The 16685-nt window shown below is 72.0% G+C and carries 15 protein-coding genes and 1 pseudogene; 10 read left to right on the forward strand and 6 right to left on the reverse strand.

Going from position 1 to position 16685, the window contains the following annotated elements; translation table 11 throughout:
• Positions 1-53: 53 nt before the first annotated feature.
• Positions 54-698, reverse strand: a complete 645-nt coding sequence (locus E6W39_RS08190; protein WP_141632958.1) for an acyl-CoA-like ligand-binding transcription factor — start codon at positions 696-698, stop codon at positions 54-56.
• Complete coding sequence (locus E6W39_RS08195; protein ID WP_228718025.1) at positions 695-2257, reverse strand: MFS transporter; 1563 nt, start codon at positions 2255-2257, stop codon at positions 695-697. The genes E6W39_RS08190 and E6W39_RS08195 overlap by 4 nt, the downstream gene beginning before the upstream one ends.
• Before the next feature lie 301 nt (positions 2258-2558).
• Between E6W39_RS08195 and E6W39_RS08200 the strand changes: the two genes are divergently transcribed.
• From E6W39_RS08200 to E6W39_RS08225, 6 genes are all read left to right on the forward strand, one after another.
• Positions 2559-2936 (forward strand): VOC family protein, encoded by a 378-nt coding sequence (locus E6W39_RS08200; RefSeq protein WP_141632959.1) that lies wholly within the window; start codon positions 2559-2561, stop codon positions 2934-2936.
• Between the two features lie 42 nt (positions 2937-2978).
• Positions 2979-3185: a class I SAM-dependent methyltransferase gene (locus tag E6W39_RS43995; protein ID WP_141632960.1), complete on the forward strand. Its 207-nt coding sequence runs from the start codon at positions 2979-2981 to the stop codon at positions 3183-3185.
• A gap of 9 nt (positions 3186-3194) precedes the next feature.
• Positions 3195-4073 (forward strand): metallophosphoesterase, encoded by an 879-nt coding sequence (locus tag E6W39_RS08210; protein WP_141632961.1) that lies wholly within the window; start codon positions 3195-3197, stop codon positions 4071-4073.
• Between the two features lie 8 nt (positions 4074-4081).
• The gene (locus E6W39_RS08215) at positions 4082-4867 is read left to right on the forward strand and encodes a class I SAM-dependent methyltransferase (RefSeq protein WP_141632962.1); all 786 of its coding nucleotides are present in this window, start codon (positions 4082-4084) and stop codon (positions 4865-4867) included.
• 76 nt (positions 4868-4943) lie between these two features.
• Positions 4944-5357, forward strand: coding sequence for a VOC family protein (locus E6W39_RS08220; protein ID WP_101383598.1), 414 nt, complete (start codon positions 4944-4946; stop codon positions 5355-5357).
• 116 nt (positions 5358-5473) lie between these two features.
• Positions 5474-7873 (forward strand): ATP-binding cassette domain-containing protein, encoded by a 2400-nt coding sequence (locus E6W39_RS08225; protein WP_141632963.1) that lies wholly within the window; start codon positions 5474-5476, stop codon positions 7871-7873.
• A gap of 133 nt (positions 7874-8006) precedes the next feature.
• Here E6W39_RS08225 and E6W39_RS08230 read toward each other — a convergent pair whose 3' ends face one another.
• The 4 genes from E6W39_RS08230 to E6W39_RS08245 all read right to left on the reverse strand — a co-directional run bounded on the left by E6W39_RS08230 (position 8007) and on the right by E6W39_RS08245 (position 10501).
• Complete coding sequence (locus tag E6W39_RS08230; RefSeq protein WP_141632964.1) at positions 8007-8777, reverse strand: DUF2071 domain-containing protein; 771 nt, start codon at positions 8775-8777, stop codon at positions 8007-8009.
• Entirely contained in the window at positions 8777-9118 is a 342-nt protein-coding gene (locus tag E6W39_RS08235; protein WP_141632965.1) for a metalloregulator ArsR/SmtB family transcription factor, read from the reverse strand. Before E6W39_RS08235 ends, E6W39_RS08230 begins: the two co-directional genes overlap by 1 nt.
• Positions 9119-9219: 101 nt before the next feature.
• Positions 9220-9714, reverse strand: coding sequence for a ricin-type beta-trefoil lectin domain protein (locus tag E6W39_RS08240; RefSeq protein WP_141632966.1), 495 nt, complete (start codon positions 9712-9714; stop codon positions 9220-9222).
• A gap of 325 nt (positions 9715-10039) precedes the next feature.
• Positions 10040-10501 (reverse strand): SRPBCC family protein, encoded by a 462-nt coding sequence (locus tag E6W39_RS08245; protein ID WP_141632967.1) that lies wholly within the window; start codon positions 10499-10501, stop codon positions 10040-10042.
• Positions 10502-10725: 224 nt separating this feature from the next.
• On the opposite strand from E6W39_RS08245, the gene E6W39_RS08250 reads away from it, so the two are divergent.
• The 4 genes and pseudogenes from E6W39_RS08250 to E6W39_RS41110 all read left to right on the forward strand — a co-directional run bounded on the left by E6W39_RS08250 (position 10726) and on the right by E6W39_RS41110 (position 16683).
• A complete protein-coding gene (locus E6W39_RS08250; protein WP_141632968.1) occupies positions 10726-11547 on the forward strand; it encodes a hypothetical protein in 822 nt (273 codons plus the stop codon).
• 1 nt (position 11548) lies between these two features.
• Positions 11549-13414, forward strand: coding sequence for a DNA polymerase Y family protein (locus E6W39_RS08255; RefSeq protein WP_141632969.1), 1866 nt, complete (start codon positions 11549-11551; stop codon positions 13412-13414).
• Positions 13415-13627: 213 nt separating this feature from the next.
• Positions 13628-15663: pseudogene (locus E6W39_RS08260) on the forward strand (error-prone DNA polymerase); the annotation flags it as partial.
• 228 nt (positions 15664-15891) lie between these two features.
• A complete protein-coding gene (locus E6W39_RS41110) occupies positions 15892-16683 on the forward strand; it encodes a helix-hairpin-helix domain-containing protein (protein ID WP_228718626.1) in 792 nt (263 codons plus the stop codon).
• Positions 16684-16685: the final 2 nt, after the last annotated feature.

Raw genomic sequence — 16685 nt, forward strand, 5'->3', positions numbered from 1 at the left:
GCGCTGAGCGTCTGACGCACCCGCCACCACCCGCACCGCAAGTACGGCCTCGGCTACCTGCGGGCGGGGTCCAGCGCGGAGATCGCCGTGTTCACCAGGTCGGCCAGGTCGGGCTTCCCGTCGTGCTCCGCCCAGTACATGACCGCCTCGGTGGACGCCGCCAGCAGCGCCGCCACCAGCGCCCGCACCTCCAGCGCCTCGGCCGACTGCCCGGTCCGCTCGGCGATCAGCGCGGACAGCCGCTCACCGGTGTGCTGCTGCTCCACCATCGAGCGGGCCCGGATCGCCGGTACCTCCCGGAAGAGCTGCATCCGCAGCAGCACCTCGTCACGTTCGGCCGCGAGGACCTGCCGCAGCGGCCCGATCATCGCCTGGCGGAGCGACTCCATCAGCGGCTCGTCCGCCGGGCGGGACCGGAACCCGTTCTCCATCAGCGGGTCGTAGTCATCGCTGATGACCACGTCCTCCTTGGTCGGGAAGTAGCGGAAGAAGGTGCTGGGCGAGACCTCCGCCAGGGCCGCGATCTGGTCGACCGTGGTGGCCTCGTAGCCCTGCTCGGCAAAGAGGTCGAAGGCCGCCGAGCGGATCGCCCGGCGGGTCTTCAGCTTCTTGCGCTCGCGCAGGCCGAGTGGGGCCGCGAGGAGCTCCTCCAGCTCGGAGCCGGCGGCGGTTCGGGTGTCAGACAGGCCGGGGGTCATGCCTTGGATTCTCCCTCACCCCCTGTCCGGCCCGGCATCCGCCAGGCGATCAACGCCGCCGAGAGCGCCGAACCGATCCCGCAGGCCAGCAGCACCAAGTTCATGCCGTGGATGAACGCGCCATGCGCGGAGGCGGCCAGCGCCTGGTCGTGCAGCTCGTCGGCGACCGCCTGGGCCGCCGAGACCGAGCCGCGAGCGGTGTGGGCGAGGACGGCCGGGACCGTCCCGGTGCGCAGCCGTGCGGTGTACCCGCTCGCCAGCAGGCTGCCGAGCAGTGCGACGCCGATCGCGCTGGCGGACTGGCGCAGCGTCTGCAGCAGACCGGAGCCGACGCCGGCCCGCTCCTCCGGCAACGCCGCCATCGCCGCGCCCATGGCTGGGACCATGGTGAACCCCATGCCGACCCCGAGCAGCGAGAGCCAGAGCGCGGTGCGGCCGTAGCCGTCGCCCGTCGCGGTCGTGGCGCCGAGCAGCATCGAGGCGGCGACCACCAGCATGCCCGCGGCGACCACCCAGCGGGCCGACAGCTTGGCGACCAGCCGCTCGGCCGCCCGCGCCGCGATCAGCAGGCCGACCATCAGTGGCATCAGCCGGAGCCCGGTGCCGAGCGCGTCGTACCCGAGCACCGCCTGCAGGTACTGCGGCAGCACGAAGAGCCCACCCACCAGCACGAAAGAGACCAGTACCGAGGCTGCCGTGCTCCACCGGTAGACGCGGTTGGCGAGCAGGGTGAAGTCGACCATCGGGTGCGGCTGGGTGCGCTCGCGCCAGACCAGGCCACCGAGCAGCAGGACGGCCGCCACCAGCGCGGCCACCACCTTGCCCGACCCCCAGCCGTCGGCCGGCCCCTGGATGAAGCCGAAGGTCAGCGCGGCCAGCCCGAGCACCCCGACCGTGGCGCTGAGCGGGTCCACCCGTGGCACCGCCGGGTCCACGGACTCCGGCACCAGCCAGAGGCAGGCGACGATGCCGATCACGATCAGCGGGACGTTGATCAGAAAGATCGAGCCCCACCAGAAGTGGTTGAGCAGCAGCCCGCCCAGCATCGGGCCGAGCGGCATGCCGACCGCCATGCCCGCCGTCATCACCGCGACGGCGCGCGGTCGCTCGGCGGGGCTGAACAGGCCCGGCAGGATCGCGATGCCGAGCGGCATGATGAACGCGCCGCCGAGGCCCATCACGGCGCGCACGGCGATCAGGGTCTCCGCCGAATCCGCCAGCGTGCCGACCAGCGAGGCCGCCCCGAACAGCATCAGGCCCCCGATCAGTAACTTCCGCCGCCCGAACCGGTCGCCGAGCAGACCGGCCGGGAGCATCGCGGCGGCGAAGACCACCAGGTACGCGTCCACGATCCACTGCAGCTGCCCGGTGGAGGCGCGGAGCTGGACCGCCATGTCGGGCAGGGCGACGTTGAGGATCGTGCCGTCGAAGCCGATCACCAGCACGCTCAGGCAGACGGCGGCCAGCGCCCACCAGCGGCGGTTTCCGCCCCGCGCCGGCTCGGCGGGTGGGACGGGATCGGCTGGTGCGGTGGCGCTCGTGGACCGGTCCATGCTCATGGCAGCCTCCTTTGAGAGCAACTGTCTTCTGACAGTAACTCTCAAATTCGATAGACTGTCAATCTACTGGACGTCCATCCCCCATAACGCCAGCCGTCCCGAAGCCCTCCTGCCGGCAGTTGCCTGGACCACCGGCTGCCTGGACCACCGGCGCCCGGCGGTTCGTTGTCGGCCCTCGCGGACCCCTCGCGCACGGGTAGATCCCTGAGCGATGGGTGCGGTGGTGCGGTGGTCGACAGGGGCTGGCCGGCCGACTGACCGACTATGGACGGCAGCAGGCGTTCGTGATCGGATTGCGGGCATGAGTTCCTTGATCCGCCATATCACCATCGACTCCAGCGATCCCTATGCTCTTGCGGGCTTCTGGGCCCAGGCCCTGGACGGCTCACTCGCCGATGACGACCTGCCGGGGGATCCGGAAGCCGTGGTCACGGCCGCAGGAGCCACCCTGCTGTTCGTCACGGTCGATGACCGCAAGACGGTCAAGAACCGTGTGCACCTGGACCTCCAGCCCCAGGACCGCACTCGGGACGAGGAGGTCGAGCGCCTGCTGTCGTTCGGCGCCACGCTCCGGAGCGACCATCGAAGGCCTGATGGAACCGGCTGGGTGACGCTGCACGATCCCGAGGGCAACGAGTTCTGCGTGGAACGCAGCGCGGCGGAGCGGGCGAACGGTTGACGTTCCGTCACTTGGCTGATCACGCACATCACCGGCGCCCGGATGACCACAGTTGAGCAGTCGCTGCAGGTAGTCGCCGAGGCCCGCGCCGCACTGGGCCGCGCCGGCAACCGCAACGTCAACGTCCATGCCGGCGACGGAAATCACGGCCGCCCCGCAGACGCACTCCTCGACCTGGTCCCCGAAACCGCCTCTCCTCCGATCACGTGGCGCGAAAGGCTATGGCTCCGCACGGCTACCGCAGGCTAACTTCAGACGATGCGGCTCTTGCATCTCTCTGACACCCATCTCGACCGGTCCGGTGGCCCCGACGCCGACGGGGCCGACGGCACTGCGGCGCTCCGCCGCCTGCTGGCCGAACTGGGCCATCTGCACGACCTCGACGCGGTGGTGGTCACCGGCGACGTCGCGGACGACGGTTCCCAGGAGGCATACGCGCGGGCGCGCGGACTCCTGTCGGACTACGCCGGCCGACGAGGGGCGGACGTCTTCTACACGACCGGCAACCACGACGACCGCGCCGCATTCGCCGACGTGCTCGGCAACGGCCATGTCCGGCCCGAGGCGGTGTACGAGGGAGCGGCGGGTGAGCGGGCGGCGGCAAGCACCGTCGACGGATGGCGACTTGTCACTCTCGACACGCTCGTCCCGGGCAAGGGCTATGGTCACCTGGACAGCGGCCAACTCGACTGGCTGCGCGAACTACTGAGCACCCCAGCGCCGTTGGGCACCGTCCTGGCCTTCCATCACCCGCCGGTCGCCCTGGATGTCGACGTTCAGCGGGCGTTGGGCCTGCAGAACGGCGCAGAGCTGGCCGAGGTGATCCGCGGGACCGATGTCCAACTCATTCTCTGCGGCCACTTCCACCTGCAGATCCTGGCGCGCTTGGAACAGGCGACCGTATGGGTGACACCCGGCGTCGTCAGTCGTATCGACCTGACCGCCCGACCCGGCACCGAGCGCGCCGTCCACGGCCCGTCGGCCTCCCTCGTCCACCTCGGAACGCCCCACGGGCCACTCATCCACACGCTCCACCCTCGCGATCCGCGGATGGGCGAGACGGTTTACGAGGCCGACGAGAAGGAGATGCGAGAGGTCGTCCAAAAGCTCGGCCCCGCCACGGCGAGCCGGAACTGAGCGTGCGCATGCCCGACTTCTCCATGTCCGTGCGGGACTTCTACGACGAGTTGGCCCCCGACTACCACCGCATCTTCCCCGACTGGGACGCGAGCATGGCGCGCCAGGCCAAGGCGCTGGACGGGCTGCTCCGCCGGCACCTGGGCGCGGGGCCGCACCGGATCCTGGACTGCTCGTGCGGGATCGGCACCCAGGCGATCGGGCTGGCGCTCGCTGAACACGACGTTCTCGCAAGCGACTTGAGCCCCGTCGCAGCCACCCGCGCGGCTGCCGAGGCCACATGCCGGGGTGTCCGGATGCCGGTGGTGGCCGCAGACATGCGGCAACTGCCCTTCGCTTCAAGCATTTTCGACGCCGTCATCTGCGCTGACAACTCGCTGCCGCACCTGCTCTCTCCGCAGGGCGTCCAAGCCGCGCTCCTCGGCATGCGGCGGGTGCTTCGCGACGACGGGCTGCTGCTGCTCACCGTCCGGTCCTACGACGAGGCGCGGCAGAGCAGACCCACGTCGACGCCTCCCCAGGTTTCACGGACACCCGACGGCGAGGTGATCAGCTTCCAGCTGTGGCACTGGCACGACGACGGCGAGCGCTACGACCTGGAGCACTTCCAACTCACCCCCGCCGCGAGCACCTGGGACGTCCGGGTCCGCCGGACCACCTACTGGGCGCTGACCAGCTCCCAGCTGGCCGAGTTCGTGGCCGGGGCCGGCTTCACCGACATCAGCTGGCACACCCCGCCCGCCAGCGGGTACTACCAGCCCGTGCTCACCGCACGGCGCGCACCCGCCGCGTAGTAGCCAGGGAGCGGCACCCCAGACCGATCAGTTTTGGAGAAGCCCAGGCCCCGGGCCCCCGCCTAGCCTGAATTCCATGAACGACATCACCATTCACTGGACCTTCCTCCCCCACACCGACCCCGAGGCCTCGCTCGCCTTCTACCGCGACATGCTCGGCTTCGAGGTCCGCAACGACGTCGGCAACGGCACCATGCGCTGGATCACGGTCGGCCCGGCCAACCAGCCCGGCACCTCCGTCGTGCTGGAGCCGCCGCTCGCCGGACCGGGCTACACCGAGGAGGAGCACCGCATCGTCGCCGAGATGATGGCCAAGGGCACCTACGCCCGCCTCACCCTCGCCACCGCCGACCTCGACGGCGTCTTCGCCAAGGTGAAGGCCAACGGCGCCGAGGTCGCGCAGGAGCCGACCGACCAGCCCTACGGCGTCCGGGACTGCGCGTTCCGGGACCCGGCGGGCAACCTGGTCCGCTTCAACGAGGTGCGCTGAGCCCGCCGCCTCGTAGGCTGCAACAGTCGCCTCATAGGCTGCACCAACCAAGTGACCGCACCGGCGGGGGCCGCGAAGTCGGCCCCCGCCGCACCGATGCACGTGATGGAGAACCGATGAGCAAGGCCCCGCAGCAGGCGCCCGCCGCGCGGCACGCTGCCGACAGCCACGATCTGATCCGCGTGCACGGTGCCCGCGTGAACAACCTCAAGGACGTCAGCATCGAGATCCCCAAGCGCCGGCTGACGGTGTTCACGGGGGTGTCCGGCTCGGGCAAGAGCTCGCTGGTGTTCGACACCATCGCGGCGGAGTCGCAGCGGCTGATCAACGAGACCTACAGCGCCTTCGTGCAGGGCTTCATGCCGACGCTGGCGCGGCCCGAGGTCGACGTCCTGGAGGGGCTGACCACGGCGATCACCGTCGACCAGCAGCGGATGGGCGGCGACCCGCGCTCCACGGTCGGCACGGCCACCGATGCCAACGCCATGCTGCGGATCCTGTTCAGCCGGCTCGGCAAGCCGCACATCGGCTCGCCCAAGGCGTTCTCCTTCAACGTCCCGTCGATCAGCGGCGCGGGCGCGGTCACCGTGGAGCGCGGTGGCAAGACCGTGAAGGAGCGGCGCAGCTTCAGCATCACGGGCGGCATGTGTCCGCGCTGCGAGGGCCGGGGCGCGGTCTCCGACCTCGACCTGACCCAGCTGTACGACGCTGACAAGTCGCTCGCCGAGGGCGCGCTCACCATTCCCGGGTACACGACGGCTGGTTGGAACTACCGGCTGTACAGCGAGTCGGGTTTCATCGACCCGGAGAAGCCGATCCGCAAGTACACCAAGAAGGAGCTGCACGACTTCCTCCACCACGAGCCGGTCCGGATGAAGATCGCGGGCATCAACATGACCTACGAGGGTCTGGTCCCGCGCATCCAGAAGTCCATGCTGGCCAAGGACAAGGAGTCGATGCAGCCGCACATCCGGGCGTTCGTGGACCGGGCGGTCACCTTCACCAGCTGCCCCGACTGCGACGGCACCCGGCTCAGCGAGGCGGCCCGGTCGTCGCGGATCGGCAAGGTCAACATCGCCGATGCGTGTGCGATGCAGATCAGCGACCTGGCCGCTTGGGTACGCGGACTTGACGAACCGTCAGTCGCCCCGCTGCTCACGACACTTCAGCACACCCTCGACTCGTTCGTGGAGATCGGCCTCGGCTACCTCTCGCTGGACCGGTCGTCGGGCACGCTGTCGGGCGGTGAGGCGCAGCGCGTCAAGATGATCCGCCACCTCGGCTCCTCGCTCACCGACACCACCTATGTCTTCGACGAGCCCACCACGGGCCTGCACCCACATGACATCCAGCGGATGAACGATCTGCTGCTGCGGCTGCGGGACAAGGGCAACACGGTGCTGGTCGTGGAGCACAAGCCGGAGGTGATCGCGATCGCCGACCACGTGGTCGACCTCGGCCCCGGCGCCGGCTCGGGCGGCGGCACGGTCTGCTTCGAGGGCACGGTCGACGGCCTGCGCGGCAGCGACACCATCACCGGCCGCCACCTCGGTGACCGGGCGGCGCTCAAGGAGACGGTGCGCAAGCCCAGCGGCACGCTGGAGATCCGCGGTGCGAGCGCCAACAACCTGCAAGACGTCGACGTGGACGTCCCGTTGGGGGTGCTCACGGTCATCACGGGCGTGGCCGGATCGGGCAAGAGCTCGCTCATCCACGGGTCACTGCCACAACGGTCGGGGGCCACCGACTCCGGGGTGGTGTCGATCGACCAGGGGGCGATCCGCGGCTCCCGGCGCAGCAACCCGGCGACCTACACCGGGCTGCTGGAGCCGATCCGCAAGGCGTTCGCGAAGGCCAACGGCGTGAAGCCGGCCCTGTTCAGCGCCAACTCCGAGGGAGCCTGCCCGAATTGCAACGGCGCCGGGGTCATCTACACCGACCTGGCGATGATGGCCGGCGTCGCCACCACCTGTGAGGAGTGCGAGGGCAAGCGCTTCGACACCTCGGTGCTGGACTACCACCTGGGCGGCCGCGACATCAGCGAGGTGCTGGCAATGTCGGTGGACGAGGCCGAGGAGTTCTTCGGCACCGGCGAGGCGCGCACGCCGGCCGCACACACCATCCTCAAGCGGCTCGCCGATGTGGGGCTCGGCTATCTGACGCTCGGCCAGCCACTCACCACGCTGTCCGGCGGCGAGCGGCAGCGGCTCAAGCTGGCCACCCACATGGCGGAGAAGGGCGGCGTCTATGTGCTGGACGAGCCGACCACCGGCCTGCACCTCGCCGATGTCGAGCAACTGCTCGGCCTGCTGGACCGGTTGGTCGACTCCGGCAAGTCGGTGATCGTGATCGAGCACCACCAGGCGGTGATGGCGCACGCCGACTGGATCATCGACCTCGGCCCCGGCGCCGGGCACGACGGCGGCCGGATCGTCTTCGAGGGCACCCCCAGCGCCCTGGTCGCCGCCCGCTCCACCCTCACTGCCGAGCACCTGGCGGCGTACGTCGGGGCCTGACCAAGACCAGCCGCGGGGCGGCGGCCAGGCCATCGGCTGCCGCAGGACGGCGTGGTCGCCCTCCGTCTGCGGAGCCGTCAGCGCCCGGCGGTCGTACCGCGAGCAGCGGTACGACCGCCGGGCCGCGACCTGCCTACCCGACCGGCGACCGATCGATGGCCCGCGTCGCGGTGCTGAACGGCGCCTGCGGCTCCCAGTGGGCCGGTAGGTCGCGCATCAGTAGGGCGCAGTCCACCGCTGCGCTGCCGGGCGGGAATTGGGCCGGGTCGTCGAAGTAGGAGGACTCGGCGGCGGTGACCTGGCAGGGCGTCATGTCCCAGGTATCCGTGCGCAGGGTGACGGCGTCCAGGTGGTCAGCGCGGCGGGGGCCGGGACGGGTGGGCTCGGAGAGGCCGCAGCTGCCGGCGCGGAAGAAGGCGGCTGCCTCGGCCAGGTCGTCGAAGAGGCGGCTGCCGGTCAGCTCGGGGGTGGTGGTGGCGGTGACCGATACCCGCAGGGCGTGGTCACGGGTGGTGAAGGACAGGCTCAACGTGTCGCCGGTGTCCCGGGTGCGGAAGTCGGCGCGGCCGTGTGGACCGGGAAAGAGGCGGCCGCCTGCCCAGGCGTTGAGGCGCGAATCGGTGTCGCGGCGCGGTATGTAGACGCCCGTCTCGACGCCCGTCGGGCCGTCCCACTCGACGGCGAACCGGTGGGCGGCGTTCTCGCTGCGGGCGCCGAACCGCCAGGGTGCCCAACTCGGACGGACCGAGCCGAGCCGGATCAGGCAGATGCCGGCGACGGCCTGCCCATGGCTCAGCTTGGGCCGCAGCGGGGCGGGCAGGAGACGTGCGGCGATGTCCGGATCGACGCGGTAGTTCACCAGCAGCCGGCGTTCGACGGTGCTGGCCATGGTGGGCTGGAGCATCAGACCTCCTCGTGGTCCGCGGTGCCCGGTGCGGTGCGCCACCTGGTGTGGCGCAGCACGATCTGCTCCGGACAGACGGCGCTGAGGAACCGTCCCACGCAGATCGCCAGCCGGTCCTCGAGCAGCGCGTAGAGGATCCGGTTGGCGTCCCGCCGCTCCGTGACCAGCCCGGCCTCCTTGAGCACCTTGAGGTGCCTGGAGACGGAGGGCCCGCTGATGGTGAACCGGGCCGCGATCTGCCCGGCGGCCAACTCCCCGTCCCTGAGGTCCTCCAGGATCTGACGCCTGGTCGGGTCGGCGAGCGCGCGGAAGACGCTCGCCTCGTCGTCTGTCTGAGCCATGGTCAGTATTTAGCCCGATAGCTAAATTGCTAAACATGCGGGCCGCGCCCGGGGCCGGATGACCGGTCCCGGGCGCGGGCGTGGGCGCGGCGGTGGCGACGTCAGGCGAGCGCCAGGCTGATCTGGTCGCCGAAGATCACCCAGTGCTGGCCGGGGTCGTTGATGTCGCACGGCTTCGAGGAGATGTTCGGGGTGTACCAGGTGTTGGCGAGGCAGTAGCCCGGGGCGTAGGTGAGCGAGATCTGCTCACCGTCGAAGGTCCAGTACTGGCCCGGATTGCTGGCGTTGCACGGCCGCGACGACACGTCGGGGCTGTCCCAGGTGTTGGTCAGGCAGTAGGCGCGGTCGTTGGTGAGGGAGATCTGGTCTCCTTCGAGGGTCCAGTGCTGGCCGGGGTCACCGGAGTTGCACGGCTTCGAGGAGACGTCCGGGGTCTTCCAGGTGTTGGCGAGACAGTAGACGCCCGGGGTGCGCACGGTGCGCGGGGCGGCGTGCGTGGTGTGAGCGGCGGCGGCCCCGGCCGTGCCGGCCGGCAGGAAGGAGGCCGACAGCGCCAGCGTGGCGATGGCGAGCGTCTTGCGGAATGCGATGGCCATGAGGCGATTTCCGTTCTCGCAGCGGAAGTTGTGCAGTTCGAGCACGAGCGGGAGGCGTTCGCCCAGCTCGGGCCCGAAGGAATTTCGATTGCTAGCATCGTCCGTCAGCGAATTGGTGAAGCCCCGAATGGCGTACTTTCGCCCCTGCGAGTGAATGTGGGGCAGTCCGACGGCGCGTTCATCGATGTACGCGCCCTGGAGGCATGCGTGAGCTCAGTGCGGCGGAAGCGCCGCCGCCGTGCCGACGGCCGCCAGCAGTTCGAAGGGCAGCTCCCGATCGCCCTGGCTGGTAGCCGGCACGGCCGACAGGCCACCGGGGTGGCGGTCACTCACGGTCGACGGGCGGGCCGACCGTGAGTGCCACGTCGGCGGCGTCGAGGATCTTGCCGAAGGTGTGGGCGATGACGGGCTTGGCGACCACCCGGGTGATGGCCGCACCGAAGGGGAGGCGGACCTGGAAGGTGGTCGTCCACGCGACTTCGGTGCCCCCGGCGACCTCGGTGAAGGTCATCCGGCCGAGCTCGTGCCGGGACGGCGGGAAGCTGCGCTCGACGGTGTAGTCGAAGTCGTACGGCGGGTGGTAGCTGGTGACCCGCTCACGGAACCAGCCGATCGCCCACGTGTGCAGCCGGATCGCGCCCACTCCGTACGGCGCACCCGCGCCCGCTCGGGCCAGTCGGGCCCTGAGGATGAGCGGGGAGCGGGTGTAGTTCGTGGTCGCGGCGCACCAGTCGAACACCTCCGCGATCGGCGCTGCGATGACGCGTCGAACGGTCAAGGTCTCCATCGTCGTCTCCCTCGTCCTGGCCGGTAGCGGTGCGGCCCGACGACCGCACCCGACAGGTGGACAGGACACCGCCCGCGAATGTGACACCGCCGCGGGGGTGCTGTGGGTCACTTCGCGGGCATCCGGGCAGGGGCCGTAGCCGTTACTAGGTGTAGTCAAACAAACTCGCTCTTCCATTCGATTCTGACTGGCTTTTGAACGAACGGATGTTCGATACTGACTCTGTGGCTACCCCTGTCCTGCTCCCCCAGGCGACGCCGGCGCCGTCCGAGGACGGTCCGGTGCCGGTTCCGGCTGCGCTGGCGCGGCTGCTGCCCGGGCGGGGACTGCGGCGCGGGGCGGCGGTTTCGGTGGCGGATGACGCGGGGCTGCTGCTCGCGCTGGCCTCGGGCGGTGCGGGCGATGCGGGCGGGGCCGATGCGTGGTGCGCCTCGGTCGGACTGCCCGAGCTGGGGCTGCTGGCCGCCACCGGGTACGGGATCGACCCCGGGCGGCTGCTGCTGGTCGACGAGCCGGGACGGCAGTGGCCCGAGGTGGTGGCGGCGCTGGCCGGCGCGGTGGAGGTGCTGCTGCTTCGGCCGAGTACCGGGGCGGTGCCGCCGCAGCTGGCCGCCCGGCTCGGCGCGGTGCTGCGGCGCAGCGGCTGCGTGCTGCTGGTGGCCGGTCCGTGGCCCGGTGCGGAGCTGCGGCTCAGCGTGCGGGCCAGCCGGTGGTTCGGGCTGGGCTCGGGGCACGGGCTGCTGTCGGGGCGGCAGGCGCAGGTGCTCGTCGAGGGTCGCGGGGCGGCGGCACGCGGGCGGTCGGGGTGGGCGTGGCTGCCGGACGAGCACGGGGTGGTCCGGGGGCTGACCGAGGCCGAGCAGGCCGAGGTGGACTCCCGCATGGACACCCGAGTGGGCTCTCATGTGGGCGCGGGCTCGGGTCTGGGCACCCGGGTGGAGCAGGCACGGGGCGGCGCACTCGCGCCCGCCGCCGTCGGGGTGGGGTTCGGCGAGCGAGGGCTGCCGGGCGACGCGGTGGGGCGGGGGCGGCTGACGGCGGTGTGAGATGGCTGCGGTCGAGGAACGCGCGGGCTGCGACCCATTCGGTGCGGGCGGCGACCCACTCGGTGGTGAGGCGACGGCCGGCGAGGGCGTTGGCGGTGCAGGCGGCGCAACGGGCGCGAGCGGCAAGGGCTCAGGCGGTGGCAAGGGCTCAGGCGGTGACAAGGGTGCGGCCGCGGCGCGGGTGCTGGCGGTCTGGTACCCGGACTGGCCGATCATCGCCACCGGCGGACTGGCCGGCCCGGACGCGCTGGTCGCGGTGGTCGAGGACGGCCGGGTGCTGGCCTGTTCGGATGCGGCGCGGCGGGCCGGGGTGCGGCGCGGGCAGCGGCTTCGGCTGGCCCACCGGCTCTGCCCGGAGCTGCGGTTGCGCGAGCGGGATCCGGAGGCCGAGACCCGGCGGTTCGAATCCGTGGTGGCTGTGCTCACCGAGTTCACCCCGCGAGTGGAGGTGCTGCGGCCCGGCCTCTGCGTGCTGCCGGTGAAGGGGCCGGCCCGCTACTTCGGCGGGGAACGGGCGCTGGTCGGCTCGGTGCGCCGGGCGCTGGCCGAGTTGGCCGCCGAGCGGCGGACCCGGGACGAGGCGGACCGCGAAACCGACTGGGGCGGCCCACTGACGGAGCCCCGGGAGGAGCCCATCATGCTGCCGCCCGGCCCCCGGGTCGGGGTCGCAGACGGCGCCGCCAACCTGCCGACGGAGCAAGCCGAGCCCCCGGCGCGGCCCATCATGCTGCCGCCCGGCCCCCGGGTCGGGGTCGCCGACGGCGTCTTCGCGGGCGTGCTGGCCGCGCGGTCCGGGGTGCTGGTGCCGGCCGGGCGGACGGCCGAGTTCCTGGCCCCGTACCCGGTCGGCGCGTTGGAGGACCCGGCGCTGGCGGAGCTGCTGGTCCGGCTCGGCCTGCCCACCCTGGGCGACTTCGCCCGGCTGCCCGCCGGGACGGTGGCCGACCGGTTCGGCCCGGCCGGGCGGTTGGCGCACCGGCTGGCCCGCGGCCTGGAGGCCCGCCCACCGGCTGCGCCGGGGGCCGGGGTCGAGCTGGCCGTGGAGCACCGCTTCGACCCGCCCGAGCTGCTGGCCGAGCCGCTGGTCTTCGTCGGCCGCACCCTCGCCGAGCAGTTGCACAGCGGGCTCGCGGGGGCCGGGCTGGCCTGTCGGCGGGTCTCGGTCGAAGTGTCGTGCGCGGACGGCAGCTCGGCCGCCCGGCTCTGGCAGCACGAGGGCCGGCTCTCCGCGCCGGCACTGGCCGAGCGGGTGCGCTGGCAGTTGCAGGCCTGGCAGGGCTCGGGGTTCTTCGCGCCGACGGCCGGGGGCTTCACCGCGCTGCGGCTGGTCCCGGACGAGCTGGTGCCCGACCACGGCAGGCAGCTCGCGCTCTGGGGTCAGACCGTGGTGGCCGACCGGGTGGAGCGGGCCGCCGCCCGGGTGCAGGCGCTGCTGGGTTACGGCGGGCTGAGCCGGGTCGAGCGGATCGGCGGGCGCGGCCCGGGCGAGGTGCTGGTGCGGGTGCCCTGGGGGGAGCATCCGGAGCCGGCCGCCGATCGGGACGCGCCCTGGCCCGGACGGCTGGGGCACCCCGCGCCCGGGGTGGTCTGGCCGGTGCCTGTGCCGGTGGCCGTGTTGGACGCCACCGGGCAGCCGGTCGGGGTGAGCGGCCGGGCGGAGGTGTCGGCGCCGCCCGCCGGGCTGCTGCTGGACGGCCGGCTGCTGGCGGTCACCGGCTGGGCCGGTCCGTGGCCCGCGGTCGAGCAGTGGTGGGATCCGGAGCTGTCCCGGCGGCGGGCCAGGTTCCAGGTCACCTTGGCGGACGGCCGGGCGCTGCTGCTCGTGGTGGCGGGCGGCGGCTGGGCAGTGGAGGGCACTTATACGTAACCACTTGTCCGTAAGCATTCATACATAAGCAGCGTGGAGAGCATCTGATGGGATTCGACAGTCAACACCGCCTCCCTGGAGCGAGTTGCGGCGCCGGATGACCACCGCCGAACCCACGGCCCTCCCCGCCCCGAACCCACGGCCCTCCCCGCCCCCGTACCGGTGGAAGCCCCGCCCGCGCCGCCCGCCGGCCTGCCCTGGGCCGAGCTGCATGTGCACTCGGCCTTCAGCTTCCTGGACGGCGCCAGCGAGCCGGAGGACCTGGTCACCGAGGCACTCAGGCTGGGCGTGGAGACCCTGGCGGTGACCGACCACGACGGCCTGTACGGTGCGGTCCGGCTCGGCCTGGCCGCCAAGGGGACGGGCCTGCGCACCGTCTTCGGCGCCGAGTTGAACCTGCGCGACAGCCACGGCAGCGGCCTGCCCGACGAGCACCTGCTGGTCCTGGCCCGCTCCCCCGAAGGCTACCGCCGGCTCTCCGCCGTCATTGCCGCCGCCCAACTGGCCGGCGGGCACAAGGGGCGCCCGGACTACTCCTTCGCCGAGCTGGCCGAGGCGCACGGCGGCGAGTGGGCGGTGCTGACCGGCTGCCGCAGCGGCCGGGTGCAGCGGGCCCTGGCCGAGCGCGGCCCCAATGCGGCGGAACGCGAACTCCGGTCACTGGCCGAGGCGTTCGGCCCGGAGAACGTCTTCGTCGAGCTGATCGACCACCGGCTGCCGGGCGACGATCCGCGCAATGACGCGCTGGCCCGGCTGGCGGACCGGATGGGGCTGGCCGTGGTGGCCTCTAACAACGTGCACCACGCGAGTCCGGCCGAGGGGCGGCTGGCCCAGGGGCTGGCCGCGCTGCGGGCCCGCCGGACCGTGCGGGAGGCGGCCGGCTGGACCAGGGCGGCGGGCACCGCGCATCTGCGGTCGGCGGCCGAGATGGAGCGCCGGCTGGCCAGGTTCCCGGGCGTGCGGCAGGCCACGGCGGAGCTGGGCCGTGCCTGCGCCTTCGAATTCACCGCGCTGGCCCCGCAGTTGCCCGGGTTCCCGGTGCCGCCCGGCGAGAGCGAGTTCAGCCATCTGCGCGAGTTGACGCTGCGCGGCGCCGAGCGGCGGTTCGGCCCGAGGAGCGACCCGGACAACGCCGACGCCCACGCCCAGGTGGCCAAGGAGCTTGCCGTGATCGGGGAGTTGGAGCTGGCCGGCTACTTCCTGATCGTGCACGACATCGTGGAGTTCTGCAGGGCCGAGGACATCTGGTGCCAGGGGCGCGGCTCGGCCGCCAACTCGGCGGTCTGCTACGCGCTGGGCATCACCGCGGTGGATCCGATCCATTACGGGCTGCTGTTCGAGCGCTTCCTCAGCATGGAGCGGGACGGGCCGCCCGACATCGACCTGGACATCGAGCACCGGCGCCGCGAGGAGGTGATCCAGTACGTCTACCAGCGCTACGGACGGGAGCACGCCGCCCAGGTGGCCAATGTGATCACCTACCGCCCCGCCTCGCGCTGCGGGACGCCGCCCGGGTGCTCGGCTACCCGATGGACCAGGTGAACGCCTTCTCCCGACAGGTGGACTTCTACTCCGCGCCGCGCGAGGACGCCGTGATCCCGGCCGACGTGCTCGATCTGGGCCACCAACTGCATGGGCTGCCACGGCACTTGGGAATCCACTCGGGCGGCATGGTGCTGACCCGGGAGCCGATCGGGCGGATCTGCCCGACCGAGTGGGCTCGGATGCCGGGCCGCTCGGTGCTGCAGTGGGACAAGGAGTCCACGGCCGGGGCCGGGCTGATCAAGATCGACCTGCTGGGCCTGGGCATGCTCTCCGCGCTCCACGACACCTGCGATCTGGTCGCCCGGCACCAGGGCGAGCACTGGGACTTGGCGAGCATCCCGCCGGACGACGGGGACGTCTACGAGATGCTCTGCCGGGCCGACACCGTCGGGGTCTTCCAGGTGGAGTCGCGGGCCCAGATGTCCACCCTGCCCCGGCTCAAGCCGCGCGGGTTCTACGACCTGGTGGTGGAGGTCGCGCTGATCCGTCCGGGCCCGATCCAGGGCGGCTCGGTGCACCCCTATCTGCGGCGCCGGGCCGGCCAGGAGCGCGCCGACTGCCCGCACCCGCTGATGAAGCGCGCCCTGGACAAGACCCTCGGGGTGCCGCTGTTCCAGGAGCAGATGATGCAACTGGCCATCGACTGCGCGGGGTTCAGCGGCGCCGAGGCGGACCGGCTGCGCCAGGCGATGGGCGCCAAGCGCTCCCACCAGCGGGTGGCCGAGCTGCGGCAGCGGCTGCTGGACGGCATGGCCGAGCGGGGCATCCCGCAGCAGGTGGCCGAGGACGTCTTCACCAAGATCGAGGCGTTCTCCAACTACGGTTTCCCGGAGAGCCATTCGATCAGCTTCGCCTATCTGGTGTATGCCAGCGCCTGGTTGAAGTACCACTACCCCGCGGCCTTCACCTGCGCGCTGCTGGCCAACCAGCCGATGGGCTTCTACTCCCCACTGAGCCTGATCTCCGACGCCCGTCGGCACGGTGTGAAGGTGCACCCGGTGGACGTCAACGCCAGTGCGGCGGGGCCGACTCTGGAGGGGCCGCGGGACGCACCGGCGATCCGGCTGGGGCTGGCCACGGTGCGCGGGCTCGGCGAGGAGCAGGCCGCGGCGGTGGCGGCGGGCCGGCCCTACCGGGATCTGGCGGACTTCGCGCAGCGGACCAGGCTGCCGGTGGCGGTGCTGGAGGCGCTGGCCACCGCCGGGGCGTTCCGCTGCTTCGGCCTGACGCGGCGTCAGGCGCTGTGGGCGGCGGGCGCGGTGGCGGTCAGCGGCGAGGCCGATCCGCTGCCCGGCACCGCCCCGGGGGCCGAGGCGCCGCAACTGCCGCCGATGACACCGGTGGAGGAGACCATCGCCGATCTGTGGGCGACCGGCGCCTCGGCCGACGGGCATCCGGTGGAGCATGTCCGCCCCGCGCTGCGGCACATCGGCGCCGTGCCCGCCGGAGAGCTGGCCGGCCTGGCGCACGGCTGCGAGATCATCGTGGGCGGCCTGGTCACGCACCGCCAACGGCCGCCCACGGCAGGCGGGGTGCTCTTCCTCAGTCTGGAGGACGAGACCGGCCTGATCAACGTGGTCTGCAACCGCCCGGTCTGGGAGGCCCATCGCCGCACCGCCCTGGACCGGGCCGGCCTGCTGATCCACGGCCGGTTGGAGCGCAACCACGGTGCGATCAACGTGGTCGCCACCCGGATCTCCGCGCTGCGGGTGGCGGTGCCCTGACC

This window comes from Kitasatospora acidiphila (assembly GCF_006636205.1).
Classification (GTDB): domain Bacteria; phylum Actinomycetota; class Actinomycetes; order Streptomycetales; family Streptomycetaceae; genus Kitasatospora; species Kitasatospora acidiphila.

Bases quoted from the DNA above. Each gene is read 5' to 3' on its own strand.
- E6W39_RS08190 (WP_141632958.1), bottom strand. From the start codon at position 698: ATGACCCCCGGCCTGTCTGACACCCGAACCGCCGCCGGCTCCGAGCTG.
- E6W39_RS08195 (WP_228718025.1), bottom strand. From the start codon at position 2,257: ATGAGCATGGACCGGTCCACGAGCGCCACCGCACCAGCCGATCCCGTC.
- E6W39_RS08200 (WP_141632959.1), top strand. From the start codon at position 2,559: ATGAGTTCCTTGATCCGCCATATCACCATCGACTCCAGCGATCCCTAT.
- E6W39_RS43995 (WP_141632960.1), top strand. From the start codon at position 2,979: ATGACCACAGTTGAGCAGTCGCTGCAGGTAGTCGCCGAGGCCCGCGCC.
- E6W39_RS08210 (WP_141632961.1), top strand. From the start codon at position 3,195: ATGCGGCTCTTGCATCTCTCTGACACCCATCTCGACCGGTCCGGTGGC.
- E6W39_RS08215 (WP_141632962.1), top strand. From the start codon at position 4,082: ATGCCCGACTTCTCCATGTCCGTGCGGGACTTCTACGACGAGTTGGCC.
- E6W39_RS08220 (WP_101383598.1), top strand. From the start codon at position 4,944: ATGAACGACATCACCATTCACTGGACCTTCCTCCCCCACACCGACCCC.
- E6W39_RS08225 (WP_141632963.1), top strand. From the start codon at position 5,474: ATGAGCAAGGCCCCGCAGCAGGCGCCCGCCGCGCGGCACGCTGCCGAC.
- E6W39_RS08230 (WP_141632964.1), bottom strand. From the start codon at position 8,777: ATGCTCCAGCCCACCATGGCCAGCACCGTCGAACGCCGGCTGCTGGTG.
- E6W39_RS08235 (WP_141632965.1), bottom strand. From the start codon at position 9,118: ATGGCTCAGACAGACGACGAGGCGAGCGTCTTCCGCGCGCTCGCCGAC.
- E6W39_RS08240 (WP_141632966.1), bottom strand. From the start codon at position 9,714: ATGGCCATCGCATTCCGCAAGACGCTCGCCATCGCCACGCTGGCGCTG.
- E6W39_RS08245 (WP_141632967.1), bottom strand. From the start codon at position 10,501: ATGGAGACCTTGACCGTTCGACGCGTCATCGCAGCGCCGATCGCGGAG.
- E6W39_RS08255 (WP_141632969.1), top strand. From the start codon at position 11,549: ATGGCTGCGGTCGAGGAACGCGCGGGCTGCGACCCATTCGGTGCGGGC.
- E6W39_RS41110 (WP_228718626.1), top strand. From the start codon at position 15,892: ATGGGCTTCTACTCCCCACTGAGCCTGATCTCCGACGCCCGTCGGCAC.